This is a genomic window from Sorangium sp. So ce128 (genome assembly GCF_051525245.1).
In the GTDB taxonomy this organism is placed as follows: Bacteria; Myxococcota_A; Polyangia; order Polyangiales; family Polyangiaceae; genus Sorangium; species Sorangium cellulosum_B.
Genome location: NZ_CP150313.1, coordinates 11,725,631 through 11,742,114 on the forward strand (window position 1 = coordinate 11,725,631; position 16,484 = coordinate 11,742,114).

The window sequence follows — 16,484 nt, forward strand, 5'->3', positions numbered from 1 at the left end:
CGACTCTCGGTCGTGATATAGGGATCACTCCATGTCGAATGGGGCGCCTCATCCATCCACCTTCGAGCTTCGCGCTGGCTCTCTCGCCGCGCGAGATCTCACCGTGCTCGCGTTTCGCGGTCGCGAGTCCATCTCGCGCGGCTACCGGGTCGACATCGATGTTGCGGTGCCGTTCGCCGATCCGGCAGCCTTCGAGCCGCAGATCCTCGAGCAGCCGATGCATCTCGCGCTCCAGGGCGAGGGCGCTCCGCTCCGCGTCTTTCATGGCGTCTGCACCCACGTGGCGTGGAGCGCAGCGCTCGACGACGGCCGGAGCGCGTACCGGCTCCGCCTCTCCTCGCGCATGTCGCTGCTCGGCAGGCGCCGCGCGAGCCGCATCTTCCAGGACAGGACCGTCGACGCGATCGTCGATCTCGTCCTGGAGGAATGGCGCATCCCCCGCCGCTTCGCACGGGTCCGCGCCGCTCCGAAGCGCGCCTATTGCGTGCAGTACCGCGAGACCGACCGCGACTTCGTGACGCGGCTTCTCGCGGAGGAAGGGCTCTTCTACTACTTCGAGCACGACCCCAGCGCGGACGCCGAGCGGATGGTGATCGGCGACGACGCGAGCATCTATCCGCCGATCCCCGGCGCTCCGCGGCTCTTTCACAGGAGCGCGCCGGCAGGGACCGGCGCCCTCACGCCCGGCGAGGACCACGTCCAGCGGTTCGTCGCGGCGCGCTCCGTCCGGCCGACGGCAGCCGTCGTCCGCGACTACGACTTCGAACGTCCGCTGTTCCACCCCTCCTCGTCGGCGAGGACGACTCAGCTCGACGGCAGCGCGGAGGACGGCCGGTACGAGCACTACGAGCACCATGGCGACTACGAGAAGGTGGAGGTCGCTCGCGAGGACGCGACGATCCGGCTCGAGCAGCTGCGCCGGAAGGCCGTGGTCGCCCGCGGGGAGACTGCGTGCCGGCGGCTCGTGCCCGGCCACCGCTTCTTCCTGGAAGAGCACGACGTGGCAACGTACGACCGGGGCTGGGTCGTGACGCGCGTCGACCACGAGGGTGAGGCGCCGCAGGTCTCGGGCGCTTCGCCCACCTACCGCGCCCGCTTCGCCTGCGCGCCGGACACGGTTTGCGTCCGGCCGCGCCCCGCGCCGCGGCGCATCCAGCAGGTCGTCGAGACCGCGACCGTCGTGGGCCCCCCGGGCGAGGAGGTGCATACCGACGCCTTCGGGCGGATCAAGGTCCAGTTCCACTGGGACCGCGAGGGCCAGGGGGACGACCGGAGCTCGTGCTGGATCCGCCACGCCGAGCTCTGGGCGGGGCGCGGCTTCGGCACCCAGTTCGTCCCGCGCGTCGGCATGGAGGTGGTCGTCTCGTTCCTCGGCGGTGACGTCGACCGCCCGATCGTCACCGCCTGTGTCGCCAACGCGGTGAACCGCGCGCCGTTCCAGCTCCCGGAGGCCAGGACCCGGAGCGGCGTGAAGACGCGGAGCAGCCCGAACGGCGGCGGCCACAACGAGCTCAGCTTCGAGGATCGGAAGGGCAGCGAGCTCGTCCACCTGCGCGCCGAGCGTGAGCTCGACGTCCGCGTCGGGACCGATCAGCGGGTCGGTGTCGGCGGCGACCGCTCCGTCGCGGTGGCCGGCCGCGACGCACTCGACACGGGCGATCGGCTCACGAAGGTTCGTCGCGACGACGACCTCGAGGTCGAAGGTCGGAGGAGCGTCCGCGTCTTCGGCGAGAGCGAGGAGCACGTCCTCGGCAACCGCGCGCTGCGCGTCGACGGGATCGACAAGACCAACCTCGTCGGCGGCTCGGTGCTCACCGTCGAGGGTCCGTCCATCCTCCGCGTCACGGGCGAGTACAGCATCGACGTCGGCACGGGCGACGAAGCGGGCGCGGCGCAGATCAACGTCTCGGGCTCGCTGGTGCTCGGCGGCTCGAAGTCGCTGCGCCTCATCACGCAGGGGAGCCTCACCCTCTCCGCGGGCGAGAGCTCCCTCGAGATCAGCCCGGAGGGGATCCGGATCATGGCCGGCAGGGTGGAGATCGCCGGCACGCAGGCGCTTTCGCTGGCGGGCAAGGGACCGACCCTGTCGCTCGGGGAAGAGGCGGAGCTCGCCGCCAAGAAGATCCGCATGCTCTCCACCGACGCGGCCCTGGAGCTCGACGAGGACGCCGCGCTGTGGGGCAAGCTGGTGAAGCTGAACTGCTCGCGCGACGAACCGCCGCCCGGCGGCGACGAGGACGAGGCGAAGACGAAGCCGTTCAAGGTGCAGCTCACGGATGAGGAGCTCGAGCCGTATGCGGGCAAGCGCTATCAGCTCGTCGCCGAGGGCCGGCTGTTCGAGGGCGAGACGGACGTGGACGGGGCGATCGCGGTGGAGATCCCGGAGACGGCGCAGCTCGTCGAGATCACGATGTGGCCAGGGAAGTACCCGACGGGCCCACGGAAGCAGTGGACCGTGCGCGTCGCCGCGCTGCCCGAGGCGACGACGGTGGAAGGGGCGCTGCGACGGCTGAAGAACCTCGGCTACTATGAGGGGGCGATCAAGGAGGACCCTCCGGCGGACAAGGGGTTCCGGGCGGCGCTCGCGTGGTTCCAGAAGGACCACGAGCTCGAGGAGACGGGGGAGCTCGACGCGCAGACGGCGAGCGAGCTCGCGCGGGTACACGGCGGCTGAGGAGCATCGAGATGGCGGACGGGAACCAGGGCGGCGGTGGGCCGGCGCAGGCGCCGGCCGGCGATTTCCTGACGAAGCTCTCCGAGGCGTACCCCTACGGGGACGAGCCCCCGCGGCTGACGGTCGCGATCAACGACATGGCCGCGGGAGCGCCGGATGGCACCGAGTTCGGCGACGACGGGGTGCGCCCGGTGCGCCACGAGGTGCCGGAGGACGCCATCTACCGGCCGGAGACGATCGGCGATGTGCTCGCGTGGATCGACCAGCGGATCCGCGTCTTTCCCATGGATCAGGTGTGGCTCACGCAGGCCGGGCCGCTCATGAACTGGTGCGCGGACCCGAAGGAGGAGCAATGGGCGCAGGCGGTCACGGAGGTCCTCTTTGGCGCCACGTACGGCGGCCCCGGCAGCAGTTACGACATGGGGACGAGGAAGAAAGCGTCTCCGTTTCCGGCGTCGGAGAACTGGGAGTCGTACATCTTCAGCCGGATCCAGCGGCGGCACCGGAGCAAGCTGGCGCGGCCCACGAAGAACCAGAAGTACATCTATGGGTGCTACAATGTCGCTTCCTGGCGTACCCCGGAGCCCATTCAGGACGATCTGAACGTTCTGGGAGAGCCTCCGCCCCCGAGCAATGCCTCGAGCAGCACGCCGGAGGGCTTGGTCCGGCCCGAGGACAAGCCGCCGGTCGTGGGCCCGATGAAGGACGGCAAGCTGCTCGCGGACCCCGTGGGACCCCGCTGGAAGGAGCAGGAGAACACCGATCCCGCCGTGCCCATCGTCGTCGCCTGCCAGCATCTCGCGACCTACGGGGCGCTGACGCGGGGGTTTCGCGTCGAGCACCTGGACAGCGTCGGGTACGCGGCGCAGTTCGGGACCGGGGGCTTCGCCATCTTCTCGGGAAAGCCGGCAGCGCCCGGCGATGAACCGCCTCCGCAGGGCGGACGCTGGTACGCGCTCCAGTCCAGAGCCGGAGATGGGGACAAGGCGAGCGGGGAGCAAGCGGACGGTGGTTCACCCCCGCCCGTCGCCTACGAGGACCTGCTCAAGGTCGAGCGCGCCAGCCAGCTCTCGCCGCCGCTCGCGCCAGGGACCATCTTCGTGTTCGATCCAGACGCCGGAGCCCAGAACGTGACACTGTATCTGAGCAGGTACGAGGACGAATGCATCCAGGAAAAGATCCTCATGAAACACTTCGCGGCGCGCAAGACGCCCGGAGAGCAGGAGATCGAGAGCCCCTACTCGCAGAAAGGCAGGGTCGCCCCCGATTACCAACAAGATCTGGACCTCGCGAAGCCGAAGGAGGATCCCAGGCTCCTCGAAGAGATCCGGATCCTTGAAAAAGAGAAGCGTACCGCGCTGGCGGAGCAGAAGCGCGCGGAGATGCAGGCAAAGCTAAGCAAGGAGCTCTCGGTCTGGGAGCAACAGAGAGCGCTGGCGCTCGACACCACGACGAAGGAGATCGTCATTGCTCTCAAGAAGCAGCTCGACGGTTCGCACATCCACTACGTCCTCCGGGTGCACAAGGGCAAGCAGCTCGTGCAGCTCATGGACACCGGCAACGGAGCCAACTTCTGGGCGAAGATCAAGCGGGAACGCCCGGGGCGCGGAGCGCTCGTCGAGTACATGCAAGCCGGCATCGTCGACGGCAGCGCACAGAACAAGGTCGGCCCCGGGCAGATGCTCGGCTTCTGCGGCATGGGGGTCACGCCGCCTCCTCCCGAGGACCTCGGCGAAATGGCCGCGTTCATCAAGAAAGCGCGCCCGATCGGCCTGTTTCGCCTTGTGCTGACGCGGCGGGCCAGCAAGGCGCCGCTGACACCGGACGACGTGCTCTATGTGAGCCGGCTCGCGCGCATGTACGGCAGCTCGCCGGAGGAGAACTACACGATCGCGCAGATGCTCTGGGGGATCCGGAACACCCCCGGCTTCACGAACCTGCAGCCGTGGGTGATCTTCTTCATTCCGCGAGGGGTCCTCGCCCGGTCGATGTGGGCGCACGGCGGGCGCGAGATGACGCTGAGCATGTTCATGTCTGAAGTCGCCCCCAGCCAGGAGGACTTCGGTAAAGCTCGAAGCCTGGTATTCTACAAGCACTATCTGCCCGCCCTGGCGATCACGAACAGCGGGCAGCAGCACCCGGACTACGCGGGCAAGGCGCAGTTCCAGTGCCGATGGAAGTACATGACCGGTGGCTCAGGCAAGGCAGAACCGAGCGCCGCCTGGCCCTCGTCGATCGAGAACAAACTCAAGGCGACCGCCTGGAACAAGATCTTTGTGCACCCGAGCTTCGAAAAGGGGTCCGAGGAGCGGATCGACGCGCTCACGCCCTCGATGTTCCTGGACGGCGCCGCCTCAGCCGAGGGAGATGACGATGCTCAAGCCATTTCGTGACGGCTCGACCCTGATCACGGCAGCCATCTCGGTCCTCCTCGCCGGCTGCGGCGCAGCGAGCGCGCCCTCGAAGAAGGGTGAGGGGCGGCAGCTCGGCGTGCGTACGCCGGCGACGGCGAGCGCCGCGCCGACCGGACCAGACGAGGATCCGGGTGCGGGTCTGTTCTCGTTGCCACCAACGGAAGACCCCGCCCTCGCCTTGGGCCGCTGCGAGCGGGGAGACATGGAGTCTTGCCGCGCCGCCGGCTGGCTGTTTCTCCACGGATTCGGTGTGGTAGAGGACGCGGCGCGCGCGGAGGCTCTTTTCAAGAAGGCGTGTCTCGGCAAGGACACGAAGGCGTGCATGGATCTGGCCGTGGAGTACCGCCACTGGCATGAATGGCCCAGTAAACCGAGCGCGGCTGTCGCGGAGGCTAGCCAGCACGAGCTGGTCTGCGCACGCGGTGAGCAGCGAGGTTGCCTGGCGCTCGCTCTGGATGTGCTCCGCCATCCGGACGAGCTGACCGTTTTTCAGGGCACCGTGGGCAAGACAGCACTGAAGACCGCCGAGGACGCGTGCACGGCGTCCAACGTCGAGGCCTGCTTGACGCTGTTGGAGATCGCCGGGCAGGATGACGTCAAGCCCCGTGCGGAGGTCATGAGCGCGAGGCTCCTCGAGATGTGCCTTGCGGGCGAGGCGCGCGCGTGCGAGCCCATCGTCAACCACCACTGGCCGAATAAAACAGCAGACGAGCAGCGCAGCCTCAGGAAAGAGATCTACCTCAAAGCGTGCGAGTTCTCCCAGGCTGAGTGCCGCGCTGGCCGAGCGGAGGAATGCTCGTTCGCCGTCGCCTGTGCCGGCCAGTACGGCGACGAGCCACGCGGGCGGGAGGCTACCCGCGCGGAGCTCACTTACCACGCGTGTGTCAGTGGTCGAGACTTCAAGGAGTGCGTTGCCCTCGCATACCTGTTCGAGTCGGCCAAGGGCGTACCCAGAGACCTCGAAAAGGCGCGCTTCTTCAACCTGGCGGCTTGTCAGCACGGCATCTATGACGGGTGCTCGCGCGTCATCTCCCGCCTCCAGAAGGAGGGCCAAGGACCCGAGATCGACAAGAAGATCTTCGAGCTCGTAAAGATGAGCTGCCGCATGGACAAGCGCGACTCCGGTGGGTTGACGGGCTGCATGGAGCTCGCGGACCTGTACGAGAATGGCCGAGGAACGCAAAAGGACGTCGAGAAGGCCGTGGAGATATGGACGGCGGGGTGTCGGTTCATGGTGGCAGCATGCAACGAGCTCCGTCTCCGGAACAGGCCTGTCCCGCCGGACTCGGCCGACGCAGACGAGCCATGACAGGTAGGCCGACCGTGAGCGAAAAGGACGGGAGCGTCATGCGGCTTGAGCGGTATGCCGAGGTCCTGGCCCATGTGGTCTATTTCCGCGGCGCGGATCTCTACGAGGTGCTCACGCGCCTCGGCGTCGCGCCGGCGGACTGGGAGCGGGCCGACGCCGAGCACACGGCGGAGCTCGCGCTCTCGGCGAAGCGCAACCAGGGCATCCAGGCGCTCCGCTTCAGCTCGGCCTTCGCGAGGACCCGGCGCAGCCTCGAGGCGAAGCGGCCGTCGCTCGCGTCGCTCGGGCCGCCTCAGCGCCCGGCGGTGGAGGGCGCCGCGCCGGCGCACGCCCCGCCGCCGCCTGCAGCGCCGCCGGCGCTCGCGCCCCCTCAGGGGCCGGCGTTCGTCACGCCGCGCTCGCCGACCGAACGCGACGAGGTCTCTCCCTGGGCCGCCAGCGCGCACGCCCGGACCGCCAGCGACGGCAGCCGGCCCCCGGCACCGTCCCGCTCCGAGGTGGTCGCCACGCGGCCAAGCCCGCCAGCGCCCCTCCGGCGCGGCGGCCTGCCGAGCCCACTGGAAGGGGCGGGCATCCCCCAGGGCACGGCCGACATCAAGGAGTTCGTTCCGCGACCCGACACGCCGTTCCAGCCCGGCCAGGCGCGGGCCGCGGGGCAGAGCGCACCGGAGGGAAAGCGGCTCCAGCGGTTCGACCCGCAGACGGGCAAGCCCCTCGATCCACCCCTCGGGGTCGACGCACCGAAGCCGGGTGACGAGGGGAGCGGCTGACGCCGATCGACGCCCACGCGCCCGACAGGAGCAACATCGCCCGATGGCCCGAGCAGCACGACGACGCATGGCGCCTTCACCTGTCCTGAAGGACGCAGGCAGCTGCCGGAGTGCCGTCGGTCCGATCGAGTCGACTCGAGCAGGAGACACGCGCGGTACATCGCCCCGGTAACCAGCACAGGAGAGCACGGAGGAACATGCGATCACGATCCCCCAGGCCAGGAAAGCCAGCGGCGAAGCAGGGCGACAGGATCGTCGGCATCGACACGCATGTGCTGATGGTCCCGTCGCCGGGAGGGCCTGTGCCCACGCCGACGCCGATGCCGTTCAGCGGGAACCTGTCAGGTGATCTGAGCGCAGACGTTCTCGTCGAGGGCAAGCCAGCAGCGATCCAGGGCAGCACGGCGACGAACGCGCCCGCGCATGCGCCCGCGGGGGGCACCTTCCAGCGTCCTCCGTCAAACCAGGCCAGGGTGCACACGGGCAGCAAGACGGTGCTCATCAACAACAAGCCCGCCGCGCACCTCGGAGATCCGGCGCTGACCTGCAACGACCCGGCCGATGCCCCGAACGGGAGCGTGATCGCCGCCGGGACGGTGCTGGTCGGCGACTAGGGACCAAGAGGATGGCGGCAACCACGAAGCCCGCAGCGGGGGCGCTGGAAGCGAGCGAAGGGATCTCGCTGGCGCAGTATGCGGCCGTCAGGGCGGCGGTGGCGGAGGGGTTCCCTCTCGCAGACGTGCTCACGGTCGAGGGGCTGAAGCAGCGTACGTTCGCGCGGGCCGATCTCGCCTGGAAGCAGCGGCTGGCCGCGGAGCTGGAGCTGCTCGCGGCGTACGAGCAGGAGCTGGCGCAGGCGGAGGACTGGCTGGATCGGCAGGTCGAGCCGCTCGCGGAGGACGAGGCCGCCTGGGCGAGCTTTCTTGCTGCCTTCGGGGCGCACCCGGCCCCGTTCGATCTGCTGCAGGAGAACGACCTGGGCATGAACGACGTTGCGCGGCTCCGCCGCCGATGGGCGCGGCGCGCTGCAGAGGACGCGAAGGTCGGCGAGCTCCTCGAGGAGCTGCACGCGAAGCCCGGGAAGCTGGGGCCGCTCCGGATCGCCCGTCGGGTGCTGCGACCGTCGAGGGTAGCCGAGGCGCGGGGCTCGGCGAAGGGGCCTGCAGACGAACATTCTGCGGCGGTACCGCTCGGCGAGCCCGGGCTGGGCCTGGCCGAGTACGCTGCGCTCTGCGCGGAGCTCGATGCGCTGCCGGAGCAACGTGAACGGGTGCTGCGACGTCACGGCCTGGCCGATGAGGAGCTGCGCGCCGGGCTGGATCGGCGGTGGCAGGCGGCGCTCCGGCGTGACGCGGCGCTGGAGAAGGACTTCGAGCGGCTCCAGGCGCATCACGCGCGTCGGCTGGAGATGCTCCTCGCCCGAGCGCGGGAGGCTGGCCATGTCGAGCGCTCGCCCTCATCGACCGCCGCGTCATCTGCGCCTGCCGCGCCGTCCTCCGAGGCGATCGTCGGTCCTGCGGTGTCGGCCATGACCCCAGCGGCGCTGCAGGGCACAGGGCCCTTGCTGGATGTCTCCCGAGGCGGAGTCGTCCCCTTCGTGCCCGCGCACGCCGAGCTCGCGACCGCGACGGCCGAGCCGAAGCCTCCTCGCACTGCGGAGTCGCTCACCGGCACCGCCGCCGTGCGCGACATTCCGCGAGCGCCGGAGCTGCCGCTCCCTCAGTCCGGTGCTGCGATGGTGGTGAAGCGCCCGCTTGCTGTGATCGCGGAAACCGCACCGCTCCCGGACATTCCCCGCGGCCCCGCGCTCCCGTTCACCACCGGAGCATCGGGGACTCCCGTGCCGTCCACACCGACAGCCCAGCCGCAGCAGCCGCGAGCCCCCGGGGAGGTTGCAGAGATGTCACCGTTGCAGGCTCCCCCTCGCGGCCCGGTGAGCCCCTTCGCGGCGGTAGACCCCACGAGGCGTGCCGGAGCTCTGGCGGCATCGAGGCCCGCTCCTCAGGCGGCAGCAGACCTCCGGGAGACGTCACTGCACGTCGCGATCCCCCGTGAGCTGCTGACGCAAACCGCGTCCTCGTCGGCCCCTGTGACCGGAGCAGCCTCCCAGACCTCCAAGGCATCGCCGCCTTCCACGCCGTCGAGCACGGCCGGGGAGGGCGGCATGGCGCCCCTCCCGGAGCCGCTGGAGACGATCCTGCCGCTCGCGCAGTATGCCGCGCTCTGCGCGGAGCTGGCCTTGTCCCCCGCCATGGCCGAGTCGATCTTCCAGCGCTACGGCCTGGGTTCCGGCGAGGTCCGGTCAGTGGTCGATGCGGCCTGGAAAGAGCGGCTCCGCAGGTCCCCGGTCGAGTACGCGAGGTGGCAGGACATGGTCCAGCGCTACTACGCGCACTTCGCCAGGCGAGGTGCGCCCCCGCGGTGAACCATCTCGATCTCGCCGTGCCGCACCTGGTACAAGTGGCTCTTGGAGAACGCTTTACTGTACTTGGCGTCGATCACGCGGATGAGCGTGCGAAAGGTCCCCACTGCCCTGCCGCTTGAGCTTTAGGATAGGCCAAGGCGCGGCCGCAGATCGGCGACCAGCTCGGGATCGGGATCGACGCGCAGAAACGCGAACCGACGGCGAAGCGCGTAGTCGACGAGCGCGACCGAGCGGTCCACGGGTGAGGTGAGAGCTATCGCGTGAAACCGCTGTATTCCGCAGCCTTTCGAGAGGAGATGGCGCAACGCGCGCCCGGACCGCCCGTTGTCACGGCCGCCTCGCGGTGGCAGCCTCGGCGCATGTCCATCCGTCCAGCCGCCGACGTCGATGCCGCGGCGATCGCCGTCGTGCATGTCGCCGCGTGGAAGGCCGCCTACCGCGGCCTGATGCCCGACACCGTGCTCGACGGGCTCACCGTCGAGGCTCGGACGCAACGCTGGCAACGAAACTTCGCCAAGCCCTTGCCCGGATCACGCACCACCGTGCTCGAGCGCGACGCTCGCGTCGTGGCCTTCGCCAGCGCCGGGCCAAGCCGCGACGACCCGCGCCACGGCGAGCTCTACGCGCTCTATGCGCACCCCGACGCCTGGGGGACCGGCGCCGGGCGCACGCTCATCGTCGACGCGCTCGCCTGGCTCTCGGCGGGAGGCTTCCCGCGGGCGGAGCTCTGGGTCCTGCGCGGCAACGCGCGCGCTATCCGGTTCTACGAGCGCGCGGGCTTCGCGCTCGACGGCGGCGCGAAGACCAGCGACGGCCTCGACGAGCTCCGGATGTCCCGCGCGCTCGCCTGAGCGCGCTCGCCTGAACGGCTCCCCCACCCGGCTCCGGTGACTCGATGGGAGGGTACGCTCCCTATGCCTGCCGCTCGAAGTCGTCCTCGCGGGTGTAGTCGACGGAGGGAAGCCCTGCGCGCAGCTCGGCGTGAACGGTCCGCTCCAGGGCCTCCGGCGCCGTGACCAGCTCGATGAAGCCCAGCTCCCGCCGGATCCGGCCGCTGTCGAGGCGTACGTGGTGCTCGAAGCGTGCCTCGGGGGGCAGTTCCTCGATGGCGGGGCGTGCCCAGGCCTGCTCGCTCGCCGGAGCCACGGCGACCTCGCCCCCCCAACCGACGACGCGGGCGATCCGCTCGATCCACACGCGCTCCGAGCAGTCCTCGGGCTCGGCCACGTTGTACACGCGCCCGGGCGCGCCCCGCTGGACGACGCACGCGATCGCCTCGGCGACGTTCTCCACGTACGATCTCGAGTTCATCCAGGCCGCGCCGGCCGCGTGCAGCCAGATCGCTCGGCGCCCGTCCACCATCCGCCGCAGGTAGCCGGCGAGCCGCCGGTCCGGATCGCCCGGGCCGTAGACCATCGGCAGCCGCACCACGCTCGCCCCGGCGGCGAGGTACGCCTCCTCGGCCGGGATCTTGTCGTAGTCGTCGAGCCAACAGCGAGGGTCGGAGGCGGGTCGAGGCGAGGCGCCGCGGTAGGGGAACAGGCATGTTCGCAGAGGGGCTTGCTCGTCGCAGAGCGTATGTTCCGGCGGCCCGGCCTCCCGACCGAGCAGGCGGCCGAAGACCCGGTACACGCTGCCGCTGCTCACCGCCACGAGGCGCGGGGCGACGCTCCTCAGGACATCGAGCACGCCGCGCGCGTCCGCGCCGTTGCGGGGCATCATGTCGAGCGCCACGTCGACCCCGAGTCGCTCGAGTCGATCGCGGTGCCGGCCGATCTCGGCGCGGTCGCCGCGCAACGTAGTCGGTGAGACGTGTCCTGTCTGCCCGCGCTCGTAGGTCCAGACGTCGTGCCCGCGCAGGGCGTTCACGACGCGAGCCCCAATGAAGCCGGTGCCTCCGAGGATCAAGACCCGCACGCTGGACCTCCTGCCGCCTCTCATGACCCCAGGGTCCGGATCCCCGAGCGGCTACGCCACATCGATCGTCGAGGTACCCTGGAAGACGCTGAAGACGCCGCCGGAGCGTAGCACGGCGCTCGGCCCCGCCGACCGGTCGTCGGGCCCGCAGGCGGGGCCGACCCTGGACTTCGGGCCTCGCGACGTCTAGGCTGGCGGCCGATCGGCGATGAACATCCGGCGGACGACGATCGGCACCACCGCGGGGCACGCCGGGCAAGGCCCCACCCGCGTCGATGCGTACTCGCTCGACACGGAGAAGGGGCTCGCCGTGACCGTGTGGACCTACGGGGCGACGCTCGTCGAGCTCCTCGTCCCCGATCGCGACGGCCGGGTCGACAACGTCGTCGTTCGCCTCCCGGATCTCGAGAGCTACGAAGATCGATCGAAGAACCCTTACATCGGGTCCACGCTCGGCCGCTTCGCGCGCGCCGTCGCGGGGGGTCGGTTCGAGCTCGACGGGGTCGAGCACCAGCTCGATCGCAACTACGGCCGGCATCACTTCCACGGGGGAAGCATCGGATTCGATCGATTCGTGTGGAGCGCCGACGCCGAGCGCCGCCAGGGTGAGCTCGCGCTCCGGCTCCGGCTCGAGCGCCCCGACGGCGACCAGGGTTACCCCGGCGCGCTGTCGGCCGAGGTCACCTATCGAGTCGACGGCGACGGTCGGCTCACGCTCGACTATCGGGCGACCACCACGGCGAGCACCATCGTGGCGTTCACCAATCACGCCTTCTGGAACCTCGCCGGCTCGGGCACCATCGACGATCACCGGCTCGCGCTCAACGCGGCGCGCGTCCTCGCGTGCGACGAAGAGCTCATCCCGCGGGGCCCGCCCGCCGGCGTCGCCGGTACGCGGCTCGACTACCGGGCGCCGCGGCAGATCGGCGATGCGCGGATCGACGACTGCTTCGTGCTCGACGATCCGACGTGGGCCGCGGAGCTCTTCGAGCCCTCGACCGGCCGGCGAATGCGGGTCGTCACCGATCAGCCGGGGCTCGCGGTCTACTCGGGCGACGGCCTCGCCGGGCCGCGCGCGGGGCTGTGCCTGCAGACAGGCGCCTTCCCCGACGCGCCCAACCGCGCTGATTTCCCCTCGGCGCGGCTCGATCCCGGGATGATCCACCGCCACTCCACGACCCACGCGTTCTCGAGGTGAACGGCCATCATGCGGACCTTCGCGACCCTCGGACGACGGAAGGCCGTGCTGGGCATGATCCACCTGGCCCCGCTGCCCGGCACGCCCTTCCACGAGAAAGGCAGCTTCGAGCGGACGCTCGATGTCGCGGTCCAGTCGGCGATCGCCCTGAGCGAGGGCGGCGCGGACGGGTGCCTGGTGCAGACCGTCGAGCGCGTCTACGGCGTCAAGGACGAGTCTGATCCGGCGCGCACGACCGCGATGGGGCTGATCGTCGACGCGATCGGGCGCGCCACGGGCGACGATTTCCAGATCGGCGTGCAGCTGATGCGGAACGCGATCCGGGCGTCGCTCGCGGTGGCGAAGGTGGCCCGGGGGAGCTTCGTCCGCGCCGGAGCGCTGGTGGGCGCCACGCTCACCGAGCACGGCCTTGTCGAGGCCAACCCGCTCGAGGTGATGGAGTACCGCGACAAGATCGACGCGTGGGGCGTGAAGATCATCGCCGACGTGGCGTCGACGCAGTTCACGTGGCTCGGCGGGGCGAAGCCCGTGGCAGAGGTGGCGAGGCGCGCGAAGCACGCCGGCGCGGACGCCGTGTCGCTGGGCGACCCCGACGAGGCGAAGACGCTCGCGATGATCGCGTCCGTGCGGGCGGCCGCGCCCGATCTGCCGATCCTCCTCGCGGGCCACACGAATCACGCGAACGCGGCGAGGTTGATGGCGGCGGCCGACGGGGCCTTCGTGGGGGCCTGCCTCGAGCAGGGCGGGTGGGGCGGCCGGATCGATCGGGACCGGGTCGCGGCGTACGTGGAGATCGTCCGCGGGCTGGAGCGTTGATGGGAACGGCGGCGCAGGCGACGACGAGGGAGCTCGAGCCGGCCGTGATGGCCCGCGAGATCCAGGCGTTGGCGAGCGATCTGCGCGCCCTCGCGGGCCCGCTCGAAGAGCAGGTGCGAGCCCTGCTCTCGCCCCCGGCGTGGGCGTCGATCGACGAGGTTTACCTCGTGGGGAGCGGGGACTCCCACCACGCCGCGTGCGCCGCCGAGATGGCCTTCGAGGAGATCGGCGGGGTCGCCTGCGCGGCGATGAGCTCGCAGCGCTTCCTGGAGTACGGCGGCGCGCGGATGCGCCGACGCTCGCCGCAGAGAGCGCTGGTGATCGCGACCTCCGCCTCGGGGGGCACCCCGCGCGTGATCCAGGCCGTGGAGCGCGCCAGGGAGGGCGGGGCGGCGACGATCGCGCTGACCTGCACGGCGGACAGCGCCGTGACCCGGGCCGCCGATCGAGCCGTCGTGGCCACGCTGCCGGAAAAGGAGCGCTCGCCGGGGATTCGCACGTACCAGGCCAGCCTGCTCGGGATGCTGCTGGTCGCGATCCGGCTGTCCGAGGCGCGGGGCACCGCCGACGCGGGCGCCCTCCGCCGGGAGATCGTCGCGCTTGCCGACGCCGTGGACGCCACGCGCCGCGCCGTCGAAGGAAGGTGTCGCGAGGCCGCCGAGAGGGTCGCCGACGCCCCTGCCATGGTGATGCTGGGAAGCGGGCCGAGCCACGGCACCGCGCGCTTCGGCGCCGCGAAGATGGTGGAGGCGACCGGCCTCCTCACCGTCGGGGAAGACGTGGAGGAGTGGTGGCACGTCGAGCGGTTTGCCTATCCCGTCGACATGCCCCTCTTCGTCATCGCCCCTCCGGGGCGCGCCCACCGCCGGGCGAGCGAGATCGCGGAGGCGGCGCGAGGCCTCGGGAGGCGCGTGTTCGCGGTCGTGCACGAGGCCGACACCGAGGTGTCGAGGCACGCGATCCTCACGTTGCCCGTGGCGGGCGAGGTGCGCGAGGCGTTCTCGCCGCTGCTCTATCACCTCTTCGCCGGTTACGTGGCCTCCCATGTCGCGGAGCGGCTGGGTCGATTGCCGTTCCAGAAGAAGCGGTGAACGAGGGACATGCAGTGACCGAGAACGAGTCTCCGCAGGGATCGTGGGAGGTCGCCTCGAACGCGGAGGAGGTCCACGCGCTCCTCTGCGCCAGCGACGCCCACCACGCGACGCCCGAGAACCCGGCGCCCGCGCGGAGCGTGGAGACGACGCGGCGGCGCGTGCAGGCAGGCTCGGTGCACCTCCTGCGGCAGGGGGCGGAGGCGATTGCCATGTTCACGCTGACGTGGGAGCCGCCGTTCGAGGCCGACCTCGCGATCTTCCCGCCCGCGGGGAAGCCTGCGTATCTATCGCGCCTCGTCGTCCACCCCGCGGGGCTGGCGAGGGGCTCCCTCGCCGGCGCCCGCTGCCTCCGGAGGGCGGTCGAGCTGGCGACGGCGGGCGGGGCCGACGTGCTGCGCTCGGAGGCGAACCCGGATCTGACGCAGGTGCGGGCGTTGCTCGGGATGTTCGGCTTCGAGGAGCACGGCCGGGCTCAGTCGGAGGACGGGCGGCGCCGCGTGTACCTGCAAAAGGTCCTGCGCTGAGCGGGCGCGCCCCGCGCTCAGCGCCAGCTCCGCCCGCACACCGCCCGCAGATCCCAGGCCGCCGGCGAGTCGAGCGCGGCGAGCGGCGACGACGGATCCAGGACCCCGGTCGAGCGCAGGATGAGGCTCGGCAACTGCCAGTCACGAGTGACCTGCCCCGTGGGCTCTTTCACCTCGAAGCCGACCGAGCCCAGTCCGTGGCGGCGCCCGGGGGAGATGTCGCGCGCCCACAGGAGCACCGTGGATCCCGGCAGGTGGGTCAACGCCATCTCCAGCAGATCCAGCCAGATCTCGTCGCTCCTCGCCTCGCAGTCGAGGATCGTCGTCGGGGTCGGGTGGTCGTCCGGGTCCAGCGAGCGGTGGCCGACCAGATACCCGCACGGCGCCCCCTCCGCCTCCGCGGTGAGGTAGAAATAGCGAGCCAAGGGGTTGTGGTTCCACCACGTGATGTACTCCAGATCGCGCACATGACGCCGCACGCCGTCCGGTAACGGGACCTCCGCCGCGAGCGCGGCGATCGTCGGCGGGTGAGGCGCGCGGCTGGCGCGGATCGAGACGCCGGACCGCGAACCCTGGAGGCCGCCGCCCTCCGCGTCCGGCCAGGAGCGAGCGTCGACGACGTGCCCTCCTCGCCTGGCGCTCGCGAGCGGCCAAGGGCCGATGGCCTTCCACCCCTGCATCAGCAGGGCAGGGACCGCGAGGCCGTTCCCGAAATCCAGGAGCCACGGGATCCCGTCGGCGCGGAGCCGCGCGACCAGCTCGTCGAGCATGCGCCCGAACAGGGGCCCGCCTCTCTGGTCGGGCGCCACCACGGCGTCGGCGAGGCAGGGCAGCACCACGCGATCGCCGCCGTTCGCCTCCCAGCAGGCCCCGAAGGCGCCGACCATCCCGGCCAGCTCGTCGCCGTCCCAGGCGAGCATGAGATAGCGATGATCGAGATAGGGATTGCGGCCGTACTTCCAGTCCAGGTAGGCGGCGTTGAGGCTCGGCCCCCCGTTCCAGAGCAGCCGCTGGAAGTGGACGACGGCATCCCGGTCGCCCGGGCGATAGGCCGTGATCCGGCAGGGGCTTCGAGCGCCGCTCATCGCCCCGGAGGACCCGCCTGCTTGCCCGCCACGAACGCCGCCATCCGGGCGGCCGTGCGGAAGTGCTCGAGATCCATGTCGCCGGCCTCGATTTTGATCCCGAAGCGATCTTCCAGGAGGACGAAGAGATCCATGAAGGCGGCGGAGTCGATCAGGCCGCTCTCGACGAGATCGACGTCCGCGCCCACGGGCCCGAGGTGAAGCGACTCGCCGAGGATCTGCTGGACGGCGGCGATCGGCGGGGTTCGTTCCGACATG

At 70.7% G+C, this 16,484-nt stretch carries 15 protein-coding genes; 12 read left to right on the plus strand and 3 right to left on the minus strand.

What is annotated here, in order from left to right; genetic code table 11:
- Window positions 1-31 precede the first annotated feature (31 nt).
- The 7 genes from tssI to WME82_RS44545 all read left to right on the plus strand — a co-directional run bounded on the left by tssI (window position 32) and on the right by WME82_RS44545 (window position 10,443).
- The gene (gene tssI, locus WME82_RS44515; RefSeq protein ID WP_438040271.1) at window positions 32-2,674 is read left to right on the plus strand and encodes a type VI secretion system tip protein TssI/VgrG; all 2,643 of its coding nucleotides are present in this window, start codon (window positions 32-34) and stop codon (window positions 2,672-2,674) included.
- An 11-nt stretch (window positions 2,675-2,685) separates the two neighbouring features.
- Complete coding sequence (locus WME82_RS44520; protein WP_438040272.1) at window positions 2,686-5,067, plus strand: hypothetical protein; 2,382 nt, start codon at window positions 2,686-2,688, stop codon at window positions 5,065-5,067.
- Entirely contained in the window at window positions 5,042-6,397 is a 1,356-nt protein-coding gene (locus WME82_RS44525; protein ID WP_438040273.1) for a hypothetical protein, read from the plus strand. Before WME82_RS44520 ends, WME82_RS44525 begins: the two co-directional genes overlap by 26 nt.
- A gap of 38 nt (window positions 6,398-6,435) precedes the next feature.
- Complete coding sequence (locus WME82_RS44530; protein ID WP_438040274.1) at window positions 6,436-7,167, plus strand: hypothetical protein; 732 nt, start codon at window positions 6,436-6,438, stop codon at window positions 7,165-7,167.
- Between the two features lie 197 nt (window positions 7,168-7,364).
- Window positions 7,365-7,781 (plus strand): PAAR domain-containing protein, encoded by a 417-nt coding sequence (locus WME82_RS44535; RefSeq protein WP_438040275.1) that lies wholly within the window; start codon window positions 7,365-7,367, stop codon window positions 7,779-7,781.
- Between the two features lie 11 nt (window positions 7,782-7,792).
- On the plus strand, window positions 7,793-9,592 hold the full coding sequence (locus tag WME82_RS44540; RefSeq protein WP_438040276.1) for a hypothetical protein: 1,800 nt from the start codon (window positions 7,793-7,795) through the stop codon (window positions 9,590-9,592).
- A gap of 359 nt (window positions 9,593-9,951) precedes the next feature.
- Window positions 9,952-10,443, plus strand: coding sequence for an N-acetyltransferase family protein (locus WME82_RS44545; RefSeq protein ID WP_438040277.1), 492 nt, complete (start codon window positions 9,952-9,954; stop codon window positions 10,441-10,443).
- Between the two features lie 61 nt (window positions 10,444-10,504).
- On the opposite strand, the gene WME82_RS44550 is transcribed toward WME82_RS44545, so the two are convergent.
- Entirely contained in the window at window positions 10,505-11,461 is a 957-nt protein-coding gene (locus WME82_RS44550; protein WP_438040278.1) for an NAD-dependent epimerase/dehydratase family protein, read from the minus strand.
- Between the two features lie 13 nt (window positions 11,462-11,474).
- Here WME82_RS44550 and WME82_RS44555 point away from each other — a divergent pair, with 13 nt between their 5' ends.
- The 5 genes from WME82_RS44555 to WME82_RS44575 are packed head-to-tail and all read left to right on the plus strand — an operon-like array spanning window position 11,475 to window position 15,141.
- Window positions 11,475-11,699 (plus strand): hypothetical protein, encoded by a 225-nt coding sequence (locus tag WME82_RS44555; protein WP_438040279.1) that lies wholly within the window; start codon window positions 11,475-11,477, stop codon window positions 11,697-11,699.
- Between the two features lie 18 nt (window positions 11,700-11,717).
- Window positions 11,718-12,707 (plus strand): aldose epimerase family protein, encoded by a 990-nt coding sequence (locus tag WME82_RS44560; protein ID WP_438040280.1) that lies wholly within the window; start codon window positions 11,718-11,720, stop codon window positions 12,705-12,707.
- A 9-nt stretch (window positions 12,708-12,716) separates the two neighbouring features.
- A complete protein-coding gene (locus WME82_RS44565; protein WP_438040281.1) occupies window positions 12,717-13,523 on the plus strand; it encodes a BtpA/SgcQ family protein in 807 nt (268 codons plus the stop codon).
- Entirely contained in the window at window positions 13,523-14,614 is a 1,092-nt protein-coding gene (locus tag WME82_RS44570; protein ID WP_438040282.1) for an SIS domain-containing protein, read from the plus strand. The genes WME82_RS44565 and WME82_RS44570 overlap by 1 nt, the downstream gene beginning before the upstream one ends.
- Window positions 14,615-14,628: 14 nt before the next feature.
- Window positions 14,629-15,141: a hypothetical protein gene (locus WME82_RS44575; protein ID WP_438040283.1), complete on the plus strand. Its 513-nt coding sequence runs from the start codon at window positions 14,629-14,631 to the stop codon at window positions 15,139-15,141.
- Between the two features lie 17 nt (window positions 15,142-15,158).
- Here the strand turns inward: WME82_RS44575 and WME82_RS44580 are convergent, their stop codons facing one another.
- Window positions 15,159-16,226 carry a GNAT family N-acetyltransferase gene (locus tag WME82_RS44580; RefSeq protein ID WP_438040284.1) on the minus strand — a complete coding sequence of 356 codons (1,068 nt, stop codon included), beginning with the start codon at window positions 16,224-16,226 and terminating at the stop codon, window positions 15,159-15,161.
- A complete protein-coding gene (locus WME82_RS44585) occupies window positions 16,223-16,483 on the minus strand; it encodes an acyl carrier protein (RefSeq protein WP_437854460.1) in 261 nt (86 codons plus the stop codon). Before WME82_RS44585 ends, WME82_RS44580 begins: the two co-directional genes overlap by 4 nt.
- Window position 16,484: the final 1 nt, after the last annotated feature.